Origin of the sequence: Bacillus sp. FSL E2-8868 (genome assembly GCF_038005505.1) — a bacterium.
Classification (GTDB): Bacteria; Bacillota; Bacilli; order Bacillales; family Bacillaceae_G; genus Bacillus_A; species Bacillus_A mycoides.
The window spans coordinates 1,666,086-1,680,634 of record NZ_JBBOTI010000002.1; the positions used below are offsets into that span (position 1 = coordinate 1,666,086).

Annotated in this window: 19 protein-coding genes and 1 pseudogene; 4 read left to right on the forward strand and 16 right to left on the reverse strand. The window is 35.6% G+C overall.

The genetic code is table 11. From position 1 onward, the window contains the following. The first annotated feature begins 47 nt into the window (after positions 1-47). Positions 48-251, forward strand: a complete 204-nt coding sequence (locus tag NSS74_RS19455) for a hypothetical protein (protein WP_002010828.1) — start codon at positions 48-50, stop codon at positions 249-251. 51 nt (positions 252-302) lie between these two features. Here NSS74_RS19455 and NSS74_RS19460 read toward each other — a convergent pair. The 3 genes and pseudogenes from NSS74_RS19460 to NSS74_RS19470 form a co-directional block, all read right to left on the reverse strand. Further along, positions 303-668 (reverse strand): annotated as a pseudogene (locus tag NSS74_RS19460) (MFS transporter); the annotation flags it as partial. A 12-nt stretch (positions 669-680) separates the two neighbouring features. Further along, entirely contained in the window at positions 681-1,229 is a 549-nt protein-coding gene (locus tag NSS74_RS19465; protein ID WP_340814127.1) for an NAD(P)H-dependent oxidoreductase, read from the reverse strand. Between the two features lie 19 nt (positions 1,230-1,248). After that, positions 1,249-1,788, reverse strand: a complete 540-nt coding sequence (locus NSS74_RS19470) for an ester cyclase (RefSeq protein ID WP_340814128.1) — start codon at positions 1,786-1,788, stop codon at positions 1,249-1,251. Positions 1,789-1,957: 169 nt separating this feature from the next. Between NSS74_RS19470 and NSS74_RS19475 the strand changes: the two genes are divergently transcribed. Next, entirely contained in the window at positions 1,958-2,296 is a 339-nt protein-coding gene (locus tag NSS74_RS19475) for a winged helix-turn-helix transcriptional regulator (RefSeq protein WP_002188429.1), read from the forward strand. Positions 2,297-2,349: 53 nt separating this feature from the next. Here NSS74_RS19475 and NSS74_RS19480 read toward each other — a convergent pair whose 3' ends face one another. From NSS74_RS19480 to NSS74_RS19500, 5 genes are all read right to left on the reverse strand, one after another. After that, positions 2,350-3,552, reverse strand: coding sequence for an MFS transporter (locus tag NSS74_RS19480; protein WP_002140503.1), 1,203 nt, complete (start codon positions 3,550-3,552; stop codon positions 2,350-2,352). Positions 3,553-3,913: 361 nt separating this feature from the next. Then, complete coding sequence (locus NSS74_RS19485; protein WP_002029987.1) at positions 3,914-4,489, reverse strand: TetR family transcriptional regulator; 576 nt, start codon at positions 4,487-4,489, stop codon at positions 3,914-3,916. Positions 4,490-4,627: 138 nt separating this feature from the next. Then, the gene (locus NSS74_RS19490) at positions 4,628-4,942 is read right to left on the reverse strand and encodes a DMT family transporter (protein ID WP_000539672.1); all 315 of its coding nucleotides are present in this window, start codon (positions 4,940-4,942) and stop codon (positions 4,628-4,630) included. Positions 4,943-4,944: 2 nt separating this feature from the next. Beyond that, positions 4,945-5,301 (reverse strand): DMT family transporter, encoded by a 357-nt coding sequence (locus NSS74_RS19495; protein WP_002140502.1) that lies wholly within the window; start codon positions 5,299-5,301, stop codon positions 4,945-4,947. A gap of 491 nt (positions 5,302-5,792) precedes the next feature. Further along, on the reverse strand, positions 5,793-6,152 hold the full coding sequence (locus NSS74_RS19500; protein WP_012260378.1) for a MerR family transcriptional regulator: 360 nt from the start codon (positions 6,150-6,152) through the stop codon (positions 5,793-5,795). 140 nt (positions 6,153-6,292) lie between these two features. On the opposite strand from NSS74_RS19500, the gene NSS74_RS19505 reads away from it, so the two are divergent. Then, entirely contained in the window at positions 6,293-7,063 is a 771-nt protein-coding gene (locus NSS74_RS19505; RefSeq protein ID WP_340814133.1) for an SDR family NAD(P)-dependent oxidoreductase, read from the forward strand. A gap of 78 nt (positions 7,064-7,141) precedes the next feature. On the opposite strand, the gene NSS74_RS19510 is transcribed toward NSS74_RS19505, so the two are convergent. Both NSS74_RS19510 and NSS74_RS19515 read right to left on the reverse strand, forming a co-directional pair. Then, complete coding sequence (locus NSS74_RS19510) at positions 7,142-7,597, reverse strand: N-acetyltransferase (RefSeq protein ID WP_159146269.1); 456 nt, start codon at positions 7,595-7,597, stop codon at positions 7,142-7,144. 291 nt (positions 7,598-7,888) lie between these two features. Next, entirely contained in the window at positions 7,889-8,383 is a 495-nt protein-coding gene (locus NSS74_RS19515) for an Lrp/AsnC family transcriptional regulator (RefSeq protein WP_002029975.1), read from the reverse strand. A 205-nt stretch (positions 8,384-8,588) separates the two neighbouring features. Here NSS74_RS19515 and NSS74_RS19520 point away from each other — a divergent pair, with 205 nt between their 5' ends. Then, the gene (locus NSS74_RS19520) at positions 8,589-9,500 is read left to right on the forward strand and encodes a DMT family transporter (RefSeq protein ID WP_002140497.1); all 912 of its coding nucleotides are present in this window, start codon (positions 8,589-8,591) and stop codon (positions 9,498-9,500) included. Positions 9,501-9,533: 33 nt separating this feature from the next. On the opposite strand, the gene NSS74_RS19525 is transcribed toward NSS74_RS19520, so the two are convergent. The 6 genes from NSS74_RS19525 to NSS74_RS19550 form a co-directional block, all read right to left on the reverse strand. Next, entirely contained in the window at positions 9,534-10,016 is a 483-nt protein-coding gene (locus tag NSS74_RS19525; protein WP_002140496.1) for a PRK06770 family protein, read from the reverse strand. An 88-nt stretch (positions 10,017-10,104) separates the two neighbouring features. Continuing rightward, positions 10,105-10,509 carry a nuclear transport factor 2 family protein gene (locus tag NSS74_RS19530; protein ID WP_215588743.1) on the reverse strand — a complete coding sequence of 135 codons (405 nt, stop codon included), beginning with the start codon at positions 10,507-10,509 and terminating at the stop codon, positions 10,105-10,107. Then, positions 10,509-11,309: an MBL fold metallo-hydrolase gene (locus NSS74_RS19535; RefSeq protein ID WP_215590775.1), complete on the reverse strand. Its 801-nt coding sequence runs from the start codon at positions 11,307-11,309 to the stop codon at positions 10,509-10,511. Before NSS74_RS19535 ends, NSS74_RS19530 begins: the two co-directional genes overlap by 1 nt. A gap of 182 nt (positions 11,310-11,491) precedes the next feature. Beyond that, complete coding sequence (locus tag NSS74_RS19540) at positions 11,492-11,896, reverse strand: DoxX family protein (protein ID WP_001077751.1); 405 nt, start codon at positions 11,894-11,896, stop codon at positions 11,492-11,494. A gap of 168 nt (positions 11,897-12,064) precedes the next feature. Beyond that, positions 12,065-13,123, reverse strand: coding sequence for a DUF871 domain-containing protein (locus NSS74_RS19545; protein WP_340814137.1), 1,059 nt, complete (start codon positions 13,121-13,123; stop codon positions 12,065-12,067). Positions 13,124-13,173: 50 nt separating this feature from the next. Further along, entirely contained in the window at positions 13,174-14,538 is a 1,365-nt protein-coding gene (locus NSS74_RS19550) for a PTS transporter subunit EIIC (RefSeq protein ID WP_002029962.1), read from the reverse strand. Positions 14,539-14,549 lie beyond the last annotated feature (11 nt).

The window sequence follows — 14,549 nt, forward strand, 5'->3', positions numbered from 1 at the left end:
TTAATAATGATTTCGCACATATAAATAAAAAAGATAGGAGCTCTATTATGAACAACAATCCACCTGCAACGCCCCAAAACAACTCAGAAGAAAATAGCCGTGACATTAAATTGCAAACATTACGAGTCATCGGACTCATCGTCCTTATTAGTGGTTATATCCTCGTCGCTCTCTCAGAAGTAGGTGAGCTGAAAACCTTATTAACAAACCCTAACGCCAATCCTGATTTAGCTGAAGTTGATCCGTTTTAAAAATTATATAAAAAGCGAGTCCCAGTATAACTGGTTCGCTTTTATATAGTTTCATCCAATCTGAGAAACATTTCCTTCATTCTGATACTTCTCTTTCCCTATCGCCTTCATAAATAATAAAATACTGCTCATACCAACGATGAAATATAGAGCGCTCATGCCCCAAGATGCAATAAATGACCCTAGCATAACACCTAATGCACCATTCATTTTCGCAACTTGAAAGACCATTCCGTTAATCGCCATATAAGAGCCTCTTGCCTCATTCGGCACCATATCTGCCATAATAGATTGACGAACTGGCACATACATCATCTCTCCTACAGTTTGGAAAAGCCCTGCGATTAATAAGATCCATAAACTATAGCTCACTCCGAGTATTGTAAATCCAATTGTATAAATGAATAAGCCTACATATTATGACTGTAATTATTGAATGACTTCTTCTAAATGGTTCTTCAAGTTCTCTAAATACTTCTCAACAGTAGGATTTTTCACCACATCATAACAAGCAAAGCTCTTTAACGGACTCATACCAATAAACTTCTGCACACGATGTAAATGACTAAGTGCTGATTCTAAACTTTCTCCTTCAAAGAACTTCGTCTTATCTCCGAATGCTTTTTCAGGTGCATTCCAAGTTGTAGAAAACATATACTGCTTCTCTTTTAATAAACCACCTGTTCCATATTCATCTGCACCTTTAAAGAACAAACCGTATTCATACACTTCATCCATATATGTTTTAAATAATCCCGGTACACTAAACCAGTAAATAGGTGTTTGATAAATTACAACATCAGCCCATAGAAATTTATCTTGTTCTTCTTTCATACTATATCCATCTTGAATCGTTGTTGTTTTCACATAATGATTCTCACTTAATACAGTTACCATATAATCAACTAACGTTCTATTTAATCGTCCTTCTTTCGTACCGTATTTTTCATGCCCATTTATAATGAATATATTTTTCATCACTTTTCTCTCCCTTATTTTACTCTTCAGCTATTAAGCCGAGTTGCTGCTTCAGCGTAAGATTATCTTCTAAATGCCAATCTTCCGTTATCTTTCCGTCTTTCACATGCAAAATATCAATTGCAAAAAAATTGATTTTCTTATCATTATGAGTTCCTGTAAAAGAAAGACGAGCTGTTACTTTATCACCAACCACTAATAAATCTTCAATCTCGCAATGTATATCAGGAACGACTTTGCGAAAATTTTGCGCCGCAAGCTTTAATCCTTCAGTGCCTTGTGGTCGACCTTTCGGCAGTGTGTTATCGAAAAAATTTTTAGTAACCGTCTGCGGAATAAGCTCCTCTTTACCTGTATCCCAAAATGCATAAAAACGCTGAGCTGCATGCACGATTTCTGTCGCTTCCTTTTTACTTAATGAAGAATCAATTGTCATTGCTTTTGGCTTCGGCATTTCCTTTAATAACTGAATTTCATTTTTTTGCTCACCACTACATGCTACAAGCACAATACAAATGACAAAAAAACTAAGAAACATAAACAACTTTTTCATACCCATGGAAATCACCTCCTCCTCATACAAACCCTTTGTATTTCGTATTGCTATTGTATATGCACTAACTTCCTTTATGGAAGTAGTGATATTTTTTTCATATAGTTACCAAAAGTATAGTTTTGTGATACGATAAGGAAAATTCATTCAAAAAATTTTTATGGAGGCTATTTCCATGAGCAATATAGATCCAGTTGTATTAACGAAAGGTTTACCTGGTATACCTTGTCCTATCGCTAAAACGCTTGACGTAATTAGTACAAAATGGACGTTTTTAATCATTCGCGATCTTCTTATCGAAGGAACATTAAGATTTAGCGATTTACAAAAATCAATGGATGGGATTAGTCCGAAAACTTTATCGCTTCGCCTAAAAGAATTGGAAACGCAAGGGATTATAACGAGAAAAGTATACCCAGAAGTCCCGCCTCGCGTAGAGTACACGTTAACGGATAAAGGAAAGCAATTAGAGGGGATATTTATTGAATTAAAGCGGTTTGGATTAAGTTTATAAACGAAAAGCCCCTTACCATAAAAATAGTAAGAGGCTTTTCGTTATTCACTACATTACTTCGCAAAACTTTGAGCTAGTTGTTTCTCTCTCCACATAAATGTAATGCCGAGACCAACGATTAAAACAACACCTGAAAATGCATATGGATAATTAATGTTTATATCAAATAATATTCCGCCCATCGCTGGTCCTGCGATATTTCCTAAACTCGTATACGTTGAGTTCATACCAGCAACGAATCCTTGCTCTTTTCCAGCTGCTTTTGATAAAAACGTCGTTAAAGCTGGACGAAGCAAATCAAATGCTAGGAAAATAAAGCAAGTAACGAGAAGTACAATCCAATAATTAAAGACTACAGTTGAGACGAATGCTAATACTGCACCTACAATTAAACATATTTGAATTAATACTTTCTCACCGAACATGTCAACCAATTTGCCAAACATAAATACTTGCACAACTACCCCAAAGATGGAGCTAATCGTAATAATTGCAGCAATATCTTTCGGTGTGAAACCAAACTTATGATCAGAGAACAGGCTAAACACAGTTTCATATGCTGATAATCCAAATGCGAGTACAAATACAATAATAAATGCGATTGCATACATTGGATTTAATGATTTCTTTAAATCTCCGATAAAGCTGGATTCTTTCGTATTAGCTGCAATCTCTGCAAGTTCTTCTTTCGTTAACGGCTCTTTCAAAATAAATATAGAAATCACGCATGCAACAAAGGCAATCACTGCTGCCACAAAGAACGGCACACGTATACCGTATTCTGCAATAAACCCGCCGATTCCAGGCCCTATAATAAATCCGGTACTAATAGCCGCTGAAAGATATCCCATCGCCTTTGGACGTTCTTGAATAGAAGTAATATCAGCAACATATGCCGTAACACCCGGCATAATAAACGCGGCACTAATTCCGCCTAACACCCTAGCTGCATAAAGCATCCACACATCTGTACCTAATCCAAAAAGAAGCTCTGAAACACCAAAAATAAATAATCCAATGATTATCATTTTCTTCCTACCGTAAATGTCGACCCAACGACCCGTAATAGGTGAAGTAATAAGCTGCGCCATTGCAAACACTGCAACGAGATAACCCATCGTCTTTCCTGTTAAATTCATATCATTCATAAAGGATGGCATAACCGGAATGATTAATCCAATCCCTAAAAAAGCGATAAATATATTACTCAAAAGAATGATCAATACCATCTTTTGTTCTTTTATCGGTTTTTTCAATTTTTAACACCTCTTCCCGTAGTTCCTCTCAAAAATAATGCCCAAGAAGCTTTTTCTTTATCCTGCTATTTGTGGGCTCATACTGAGTAAAGATGTCCCCACTCATTAGAATTTCACTCTATCCTTCCACACATACATAAACACAGGGTGAATGACTATCATTCAGTTTCCCGCAGAAATGAACCTACCTTTTCAGACAGGTTCATCTTACTACTTCTTTATCCCGCATTAACGGGCAGTAAGACTCCCACCTCAAAATTCAGCGAATGCGAGGAAGTTAGGTGGGAGATAACTGCCCTTAAATGCCCGATTGGTGAAGGCTAATAAACAGTGGGGATGAACCCTCCCACTGTTTAAAGTTTCACTTTATATGTAGTGCATGTGTTAAAAAATCTAGTACTTCTGCCTTTTGTAGCTCGACTTGCTCATCATCTTTATGATCATATAAATAAACTTGTTCCGCTGCTGATTCAACAAGAGCGATAAATAACTTCGCTGTTCGCTCAGCGTGAACCGAATCACGAATTTCACCTGATTCTTTTGCCTCACTTAAAAAGTCACTTAGCCATATATAAAGAGGCTCATATACAGCTTCCCATTCTTTTATATGTTCAGTTGATGCAAGGCCCGCATACATTAATGCTTGTATTTCACGATATTCAGCTATAAAGGTAAATACTGCATCTATTACTTGCTCAACTTTACTTGAAAAAGGTGAATCGTTCTGTACTTTTTCTTTCACTGCAAGTATCATCTTCTCAACCATCACTTCTGCTATTGCAGGCATAACAGATAACTTAGAAGGAAAATATAAATAGAAAGTTCCTTGTGCTATGCCAGCCAATTTCACGATATCAGAAATCTTCGTTTTTTCAACGCCCTTTTCCTGAAACACTTCAATAGCTGCATAGACAATTTTTTCTTTTTTATTCATCATCTAAACCCTTTCACACGCGTATTGAATGACTGTCACTCATTTTATAAAATAATTAGCTGTACTGTCAATCATCGTGCACTTTTCATAATAAAAATCTCCCAACAAATCGTTAGGAGATTTAACTTTAATATCCTTTTCTTATGAAAGAGCCTTTAATCCAGTAACTCCACATACGATAAGAGCTACACTAATCAAACGTGCCTTACTTTTTGATTCACCAAACAGAAACATATTTAATAAAACAGCTCCTGCTGTTCCAATGCCAATCCAAACCGCATAAGCTACACTTACTTGTAAGAACAAGAAAGATGTGTATAAGAATGCGAAGGAAGTTGCAAATCCACCTATATAAATCGCTCCATTTGCTAACGTCTTATCTTTACTATACATTTTAAGGCCTATCACACCGACTATTTCACTAATTGCAGCACAAAATACGAAAAACCAACCCATTTTTAAGCAGCTCCTTCCATAGTTTCTTCCGCGGTTTCTTCTTTATTATCAGCCAATTTTAAACCGATAACGCCCGCTACGACCATCACGATAAAGAATAGTTTTCCTACACTGAAACTGCCGCCGAAAAGGAATACATCCATTAGGAAAGTACCTACCGTACCAGCTCCGGCAAACACAGCATATACAGTCCCTGTTGCAAGATGTTCGCATGCTTTAGAAAGAAAATAAAAATCAACAGCGATAACTCCTACAATAATGACCCAATGCCACCAAGTATGAGCTGTATTAAAACCAAACACCCAAAAAATTTCAAAGATACATGTTAATATGACATATAACCAAGCTTTATTTTTCATATCTCTCACCTTCTATTATTTACTGACTGACCGTCAGTCATTTTTAATTAAAAAATATAATCTCACGCTAACTACTATTTAAAAAACCAATATCATCCTCATTTATCCTTATATTTGTTCCGTTATTAAGCTAACTACATATAAAAGTTGCTTATCTACACCCTTTCACAGAAAAAATGACTGAATGTCATTCATAAATATTCTACATGACCAATTGATAAAGTGTCAACACCCGGATTCTATTAACCAAAAAATATTTTAAATTTCTTAAATCCACATGAATATTTCTTAATAATCTGTCAATAATGGTAGTAACATAATATTTTCTCCATTCCCCCCTTGGAGATCCCTTTGAATCGAGCAGTTGCTTTTAGCTAACTGCTCTTTTTTAATTTATCGGCACATTATAATAAAATACTCATAGATAAATTCCAAAACAAAAACCTGTACTCCCTTTTCAACATGCAACAAAGAACGAAATATTTTGTACGCTATTTACTTTTCAACGAGTCTTTGTATGCAATAATTTTATTTTCGAGCATCTTCTCTGTAATTTCTAAGTTTTCTCTTTGAGTTCGAATAGATTTTTTATGATTTTCTAACAGTTGTAAACGAGCTTCGGTTGTATGCTCTCCTTCTAAATATAATCTAGCATATTCTCTTATTTTCGCTATCGGCATTTGTGTTTGTTTTAACTTCATTACAAACTGCAACCACTTTATATGTGACTCTTCATACAATCTATTCCCATTTACATCGCGATTTGCAATTAATATGTTCTCCTTTTCATAATAACGTAATGTATGTGTGCTCACTCCTAATAATTTAGCTACCTCGCTAATTGTGTACATAACCATACTCCCTTCGCACGCCATTTACTCTCATATATTTTACTGCCTTATCCAAATTATAAAAAACATTTGACTTAGAGTATACTCTAACAAATACAATCTAACCATGATAAATTAATTTGAATTTAGGAGGCTTTTATATGAAATATACTGTTATTACTGGTGCTAGTTCAGGAATTGGCTATGAATCCGCTTTAGCCTTTGCATCTCGCGGAAAAAACTTAATACTTGTAGCTCGAAGACAAGCAGAATTAGAAGAATTAAAATTAAAAATTAACGAAATGCATCCGGAATTGGATGTTGTCATTCGAAGAACTGATTTATCAGTCACTGAAGAAATTTATAAATTTTATGAAAGTCTACAAAGTTTTCAAATTGAAACGTGGATTAACAACGCAGGTTTTGGTAATTTCGCCTCAATTGCTGAACAAAATTTAAACAAGATAGAAACGATGTTGCATGTAAATATAGAAGCACTAACAATACTATCTTCCCTTTTCGTTCGAGATTATTCAATGACCGCAGGAACACAGCTTATTAACGTTTCATCAGGCGGTGGATATACGATTGTTGCCAATGCTGTTACGTATTGCGCTACGAAATTTTATGTAAGTGCATTTACAGAAGGACTATCTCACGAACTGAAAGAACAAGGTGCAAAACTACAAGCAAAAGTTTTAGCTCCTGCTGCAACTGAAACAGAATTCGCAAAACGTTCATTTGATATTGATGAATTCCAATACGATAATGTTGTACCAAAATTCCACACTGCAAAACAAATGGCACAATTTATGCTCGACCTTTATGATAGCGATAAAGTTGTAGGGCTTGTCGATGGTTCTACTTATAACTATGAGCTTAAAAATCCCATTTTTAATTTTGCAGTGAGACAAACGAATTCAAATTCTTAACAACATCTCATTTCTGATTAAAATATAGATACCCACTATTTCTTAAATAATAGTGGGCCTTTTTTCTCTCTAAAAATTTCACCCCACATACCGTATCATCGCCAGCTCATCACAATAATCAACTTTTGGACAATGTCTACAATCAATCCACACTTTTTCTGGCAATGCTTGTCTATTCACAAAATCAAACCCGCACTTTTGAAAAAATTCTGTTTCATATGTTAAAGAAATTACCCTGTTCACTTTTATCTTTGCCGCCTCATTCATTACATGATTCACTAACTTACGCCCTATCCCTTTTCCTGCATATGTATGCGAAACTACTAACGATCGTACTTCTGCGAGATCCTCTCCTAACACATGCAAACCAGCAACTCCAACGACTTCCTCCCCTTCTTTCATAACATATAAACATTGTAAATATTGATAGAGAGACAAAAGAGAACGCGGCAAAACAACTCCTTCTTTTGCATACATTTCAATGAGATTATAAATTTCTTTCACATCACTTGTAACCGCATTAAAGATTTTCATATTATATCCCCTTGCCCCCAGCATTAATATTTATAACAACGAATGAATTTTAATACATAATTTCATATAATAATACATCTCTCTTTTCTCCCCGTCAATCACTTTTCTGAATTTTATCCCGCATTAACGGGCAGTAAGACTCCCACCTCAAAATTCGGCTGAAGCAAAGAAGGTAGGTGGGAGTCGGGCTGCCCCTAAACGCCCGATTGGTGAAGGCTAATAATCAGTGGTGGATGAACAAAACCCCCACTGATTAAAGTTTCACTTTACATAAACAAAAAACCAAGCAACTTAATCGATGCTTGATTCCTCATTTCGTATCGGCAATACCGTCGAATATTTAATTTCACGAAGTGCTAAACTCGTCTGTATACGTGTAATACCAAGCTTATTCAGCTTTCTAATAAAATGCTCCAGTTCCTTACGATCACGATTTGCAACTTTTAATAAATAATCATACTCTCCTGTTAAACAGTGACATTCTAACACTTCAGGCATAGATTCTAATTCTCGTTCTAACACTTCAAGCTTTTCATACTGATGAATATTCGTGCTCATAAAAATGAAACATAATAAATCAAATCCAAGCTTTTCTTGATTTAAAATTGCTACTTGCTTATCAATAAAACCTTCCCCATCTAACCTTTTTATTCGTGCATGCATCGCAGCTGGAGATAAATTAACACGGCGTGCAAGCTCTGCATTACTTACTTGTGATTCTTTCTGCAATATATCTAAAATTTTCACATCCAAATCATCAAGCACTTTAATAACAGATGACTCCATCAAAATTCCCCCTTTTTTCTTACCGACGATTATTCGAAGAAACATCTCATAACTTATATAAAACTGAATGTTTTTCTGTAAATAAGATTTCTAACGAAACATTTTATCGAGTTTTTACCATTATATAAAAGAATATATTAGATAATAAAGAAAAATGCTAAAATTATTTACAGTTCATTCTTATTTCAACAAAGGGGTTTTTAGTATGCCTTATTTTTACGTCTTTTTACTATTATTAACAAGCTTATTATGGGGAGGAAATTTTGTCGTTGGGAAATCACTTGTCGATCATGCGTCTCCGATGACACTGACAAGTTTAAGATGGATGATTGCGATTGTTTGTTTATTACCACTCGTATGGTTTAAAGAGAAGAAAATTATTCCACCGCGTGCTGCTATAATCCCGTTAGTAATTATGGGAATTACAGGCGTCGCCCTTTTCAACATTTTTCAATTTTTAGCACTAGAAAAAACATCCGCAACGAATGTAGGTCTTATTTCTACATTGAACGCTATTTCAATTGCATTATTTTCTGTGCTATTTCTAAAAGAAAAAGTAAATACACTTCAAATTCTTTCTATGATTCTTTCATTTTTTGGGGTCATCCTCGTTCTTTTAAAAGGAAACTTTGCTCTTTTATTTTCACTACATTTTAATAGCGGGGATTTATGGATGATTGCAGCAGTTTGTATTTGGGGCATTTATTCTGTTTGTAGTAAATGGGCGACAAAAACAGTTACACCGCTAATGGCTACATTATATTCTGGCATTTTTGGTGTCATTTTATTGCTTCCATTTAACATAGGTAGCTTCACTGTTTCCAATATCAACTCTTCCTTCATAACATCACTTTTATATACAGGACTCATTTCAACAGTACTTTGTATGGTGTTTTGGAATATTGGTGTACAGAAATTAGGCGCTACTACATCGGGGATTTTTCTAAATTTCAATCCAATTTTCACAGCTATTTTAGCATTTATTTTCCTTGGAGAAGAACTAACATGGATTCAAATTTTCGGGACAATTATCGTCGTTACAGGGTGCTATTTATTCTCTCATTTTAAAACTGTTTCTCCTCAGACGACTAGAGCTTTAGTACGAAAGCATTCTTAATGAAAAAGCATCGCCACCAGAGTGGCGATGTTTTTATTTACCTTTCATTTCTTTCACATACTGCTTTTCTTCTTCTGGCGATAAACGTTCTGTTGCCTTTCCGGTATCACCACCTTGAATTTCCCACAAAAAGTTATGATCCTCAACCGTTTGTGAAAAATCCCCTTTCTCCCAACGCTCCAAAGTAGAAAGTAGCTTTGCTTTATATTTAAAATTTGTACTGCTTTCTACTGCGTTCTTCGCACTACGAATTTCCTTATTTGTCATTTCGATAAATCCCCATTTATCAGATGATTTCACTTTTTGATGTACCATCCTATGCATTGTAGAAATAATTTCATCCTCACTAAATTGTGGCTTCTCTTCCGCAACTTTCTTGTCCTGTTGGCTCATCACTTTTTGCGTTTTAAGACTCTTCTCCTCCTCCTCTATATAATTAAGAAGTTTAGTAACACCGAATACAGCTCCTACCGCAATTACAATCATTGTAATTGTCCCTATTATCCATTTTTTCATATTATGTACTCCCCATTCCCCCTAATAATTACATAAACAAATGGAATCGCCTGCGCACAGCCGATTCCATTTGTTTCCTTATTTCATTTTAAACCTTCATCGCTTCTCGTACAATGTAACTGTCCACATATTGCTTAAATTTCACGATTTTTCCATTTTCAAGCTGCCATACATGAACAAATTCCGCCTCAAATGATTTTCCCGTCTCTTTATAAACTCCTGAATAAACACCTTCAGCAATAATTACATCTTTTCCGTTTACTTCATGGTACGTATTTACACTCGCTTTATAATCATCCCATTCTGATCCTAAACGACTAAATACATTTTCCATTATAGCTTCTGTACCTATATACGTTCCGCCGTACGGAAAACCTTCTGCCTCTGTCCATTCCACTTTTTCAGAAAATGCTTCTGCTAAATGTTTTGCATTCGAAGAAGCTGATCCTTCATATGTGCTTCGAACAATTTCTAAATTTGTTTTTTGCTTCATTATTTTTTCACCCCAAACGCGTTTGCCGCTAAAACAAGTCCAATTTCTAACGCTTTAACGTGCGGGAACCGCTCCTTTATTGCCGTTTGAATTTCTTCACTTGAAGGATTTCCTGCAAGAACTTCATCAAATGCAACTAAATATTTACGAGTATGTTTAATCGCGTCTGCTGTATTTGGTACGTCATAATCACGATGACCCGCTACAACAATTTCAGGATGAAGATTTTCAAGTTCACTTAATGTGTCTAACCATTTATGACGAGCTTCAGCATCTGTTTCTAACGTCCATACGAAAGTATTGTTATAAACGATATCGCCTGTAACAACGGCTTTTAATGATGGAATCCATACATAACTATTATTCGGTGTATCACCTTGCAAACCACCTTTAATGATTAAATCATTTCCCTCTAAAATCAATTTCTCTTCTGTTAATTCCTCTGGAACAATTGGTTGATGAGGAACATTATGCCCAATAGATGGTTTCCACTGTTCCACTTTCTTCTCAAATGTGTTACGAATATCTTCAACAGTATTCCGTAATGCAACAATCTTCGCTTCTGGAAATGCTTCATGTAATACATTTAATCCAAAATAGTGATCTGGATGGAAATGAGTCACATAAATATGAGTTAAATTCTTTCCTGTTTCAATAATTTGAGCTGCTAAACGGTGCGCATCACTTAATAAAAATTGTGCATCGATAAGAATTGCATCTTTTTCTCCGTATACAATTGTGGATGTAACTTGAAATGCTTGCTCAGATCCTGTAAAAACCTCTAAATGTAATTTTGACATGTTATTTCCTCCACTTTTTATTTACTCTTTTATATTCCTTTATTCTTTAAGCTTTATTCTAGTTGTAACCAATTTAGTTACAACTAGAATAAAAAAATATACGAATCATTTTATTACTAATCGACTTGATGTAATCATTATAGTTACACCAAGTCGTCAAGTCAACACTAAAAAAATAAAATTTACTTCGTTTTCATTACTTTCTCTTTTAAGAAGCGATCTACATATCCTTCTGCTTTTACAACGAATAAATACGCACCCATTGATAATAATGCAAGATCTAATTCATATCCCGGATTCTTTCCATCTCCTAATAAGCCTGCTGCTCCATTTACCTTTACGATAGCTCCAGCCAAAATAAGAGCGAATAACAATCCTACATACCTCACGCCTAAACCGATAATTAATAATATACCACCAACTAATTCAACTGTTGCTACGCCGTATGCAAGACCACCTGGTAAACCGATGCTTGTAAACCATCCTGCTACGTTATCTATACCTGATTGAAACTTTGCTAAACCGTGTGCAAAAAAAGTAACTCCTAATACGATACGAATAATTAAATTCCCAATATATTGATTCATTCTGAACTCTCCTTTTTTGTTTTGTTATGGTAAACATTTATTCACAATACAAAACAATACGGTATTTCTTTTCATTCGTCAAATACTTTTTTAAAGAAACCAAAAAACATTATCCTTTTTGCAGATAATGTTTTTTATAAAATAGTGCTAATTCAAGCTTTCGCTCTATTACCTAGAAAAAAGTTGAAAATTTTTCCCAGCACCTATATAAGACAATAAAGACACATCTTCTTCCATCACCATTCCAACAACATTCACTTTCCTATCTTCAGGTAAATCATTTATAACTATTTGCATTTCACCAGCATATCTACCGTACAATTCATTATCAATTGTAATACTGCCTCGTTTTCTTGAAATTGTATTCATCGGTTGTAATGCAACTTTATTTTCTTCGCGCGATTCTACAGAACGAATTACATCACGAGCCGGATCTAACCTATTTGTATGCACTTGCTCTACCACTTTTAATACTTCACTTGCATTTATAAATGACTCATATCGCACTGGAATAATCCCACCACTTGCACTCGAGATTTCTTGTACACTCTCTAGGCTCCCGCTTATATCTCCAATTAGCACTTTATCAACAGCACAATCTTGCACAAGTTCTAAATATGCTTGAAGCGGGCGCATACTGCGGTGCTTTTCTAAAGTTGGTAAGCCCTCATATAACGGACCGCGTTTTTCACCATCTCCCGGAATAAACGCCATCGTTTTTATTCCGCACTCATGTAAATATTTATTTTGTTTTTGCAAGAATGATTTGGCTAGTCCTGTTTCTGGACGCGGATAAAAATTATGCCACGCTTCTACTCGATCTACTCGTATATTTTCCGCAAGTAACTCTTTCCAAAATGATTCTGTAATCGTACTCGCGTTTAACGCTACCTTCATCTTATGAGATACACGTGCGATTTCTTTTGGCGTAATACCGTAATCCATTCGTAAACCAGTAATGCCAAAGTCTAATAACTCTTCCACATTTTCATACGTCATCCCTAAATGGTTTAACGATTTTGGAGAGACATCAACCATTAATTCCATTTCATTTTCGAGAGCTTGTTTCCCAAGTATTTGAATTAACTCCTTATACGTATTCGGATCATCTTCTGGAATGTGAAGAGATGTAAAAATAGATGAAAATCCGTTTTCTTTCGCTAGTTTTAACCATGCTTCTTGTTTCTCTACTCGCTCTTTTGAAAGATAAATTGAAAATCCTATCATATGAATCTCTCCTTCTATTAATATAAAAAAAGAGAAAGGAATCCCTTTCTCTATATGTTTTCTGCCATTTCTTCTTTAAAGCCGAAGAAGTACGTAAAGATGAATCCGAACGTATATGCTACTACTAATCCAAGGAAATATAATAAATATTTATTATCAGCAATTAACGGAATTAATGATAATCCTGATACACCTATTCCGAGTGAAGCCGTTTTCATAACAGCTTGGAATGCACCACCGACAGCCGCTCCTAAACAAGCAGTAATAAACGGTTTCCCAAGTGGCAATGTAACCCCGTATAATAGCGGTTCGCCAATTCCTAAAAATCCTACTGGTAATCCACCTTTAATCACATTACGAAGGCGTTTATTTTTTGTTTTCACATAAATCGCAATTGCTGCTCCTACTTGCCCAGCGCCAGCCATTGCTAATACTGGTAATAAAGGCGTTACGTGCGTTTGATTAATAAATTCCATATGAATCGGTGTTAAACCGTGATGTAATCCGACCATTACGAGAGGTAAAAATGTTCCGGCAAGCACAGCTCCAGCAAATGCTCCGCCAACATTTAAAATTGCATTAATACCGCTTGTAATACCATCAGATAAGAAGCCTGCTACTGGCTGAATCGCTAACATCGTTACTATACTTACAGCTAATACAGTAATGAGTGGTGTTACGATAATATCAACTGCATTTGGCACCGCTTTTCGTACTCGTCTCTCAACTACAACCATAAGCCATGCTGCAAAAATAACTGCAAATAATCCGCCCCGTCCGGGTACTAGCGCTTCACCGAATAATTTTACGTTCGCCATCGCTGGGTTGAAAATTAAAATACCTGCAATTGCCCCAAGAACTGGTGTCCCACCAAATTCTTTCGCTGTATTCCAACCGACTAAAATTCCTAAGAATGTAAAGATACCGCCGCCAATAAGTAGTAGCATTTGTAGCCACGTTGCATTCGGATCAGCACCTGCGTTTTTCGCAAAGTTAGCAACCCCATTTATAATTCCTGACGCAACAAGCCCCGGAATTAGCGGAATGAAAATACTTCCTATTTTTCTTAAAAAGTTTTTCACTGGTGTATTATTTTTCTTCTTAATCTCTGACTTCATCTCTTGCCCAAGATCTTCAAGGTGGTGATCTGCCACCTCACCAATTCGCAGTCCCGTTAAACCTTCCATCTCAGCTGCTACTTTATTTACTGTCCCTGGTCCAACAACAACTTGAAGCGTTTCATCTTCAATCACTCCCATAACACCTTCAACCTTTTTTAAAAGGTCCATGTTCACTTTACTTTCATCATGAAGCGTTAATCGTAACCTCGTCATACAATGAGCAATGCCACGAATATTTTTTACTCCCCCAAGCTGCTCTGAAATTTCTTTGGCCATTCTCTCTTCTTTCTTCATAATAGAATCCC

Coding starts and splice junctions, on each gene's coding strand:
- NSS74_RS19455 (WP_002010828.1), top strand. CDS start 48: ATGAACAACAATCCACCTGCAACGCCCCAAAACAACTCAGAAGAAAAT.
- NSS74_RS19465 (WP_340814127.1), bottom strand. CDS start 1,229: ATGAAAAATATATTCATTATAAATGGGCATGAAAAATACGGTACGAAA.
- NSS74_RS19470 (WP_340814128.1), bottom strand. CDS start 1,788: ATGGGTATGAAAAAGTTGTTTATGTTTCTTAGTTTTTTTGTCATTTGT.
- NSS74_RS19475 (WP_002188429.1), top strand. CDS start 1,958: ATGAGCAATATAGATCCAGTTGTATTAACGAAAGGTTTACCTGGTATA.
- NSS74_RS19485 (WP_002029987.1), bottom strand. CDS start 4,489: ATGATGAATAAAAAAGAAAAAATTGTCTATGCAGCTATTGAAGTGTTT.
- NSS74_RS19490 (WP_000539672.1), bottom strand. CDS start 4,942: ATGGGTTGGTTTTTCGTATTTTGTGCTGCAATTAGTGAAATAGTCGGT.
- NSS74_RS19495 (WP_002140502.1), bottom strand. CDS start 5,301: ATGAAAAATAAAGCTTGGTTATATGTCATATTAACATGTATCTTTGAA.
- NSS74_RS19500 (WP_012260378.1), bottom strand. CDS start 6,152: ATGTACACAATTAGCGAGGTAGCTAAATTATTAGGAGTGAGCACACAT.
- NSS74_RS19505 (WP_340814133.1), top strand. CDS start 6,293: ATGAAATATACTGTTATTACTGGTGCTAGTTCAGGAATTGGCTATGAA.
- NSS74_RS19510 (WP_159146269.1), bottom strand. CDS start 7,597: ATGAAAATCTTTAATGCGGTTACAAGTGATGTGAAAGAAATTTATAAT.
- NSS74_RS19515 (WP_002029975.1), bottom strand. CDS start 8,383: ATGGAGTCATCTGTTATTAAAGTGCTTGATGATTTGGATGTGAAAATT.
- NSS74_RS19520 (WP_002140497.1), top strand. CDS start 8,589: ATGCCTTATTTTTACGTCTTTTTACTATTATTAACAAGCTTATTATGG.
- NSS74_RS19525 (WP_002140496.1), bottom strand. CDS start 10,016: ATGAAAAAATGGATAATAGGGACAATTACAATGATTGTAATTGCGGTA.
- NSS74_RS19530 (WP_215588743.1), bottom strand. CDS start 10,509: ATGAAGCAAAAAACAAATTTAGAAATTGTTCGAAGCACATATGAAGGA.
- NSS74_RS19535 (WP_215590775.1), bottom strand. CDS start 11,309: ATGTCAAAATTACATTTAGAGGTTTTTACAGGATCTGAGCAAGCATTT.
- NSS74_RS19540 (WP_001077751.1), bottom strand. CDS start 11,896: ATGAATCAATATATTGGGAATTTAATTATTCGTATCGTATTAGGAGTT.
- NSS74_RS19545 (WP_340814137.1), bottom strand. CDS start 13,123: ATGATAGGATTTTCAATTTATCTTTCAAAAGAGCGAGTAGAGAAACAA.
- NSS74_RS19550 (WP_002029962.1), bottom strand. CDS start 14,538: ATGAAGAAAGAAGAGAGAATGGCCAAAGAAATTTCAGAGCAGCTTGGG.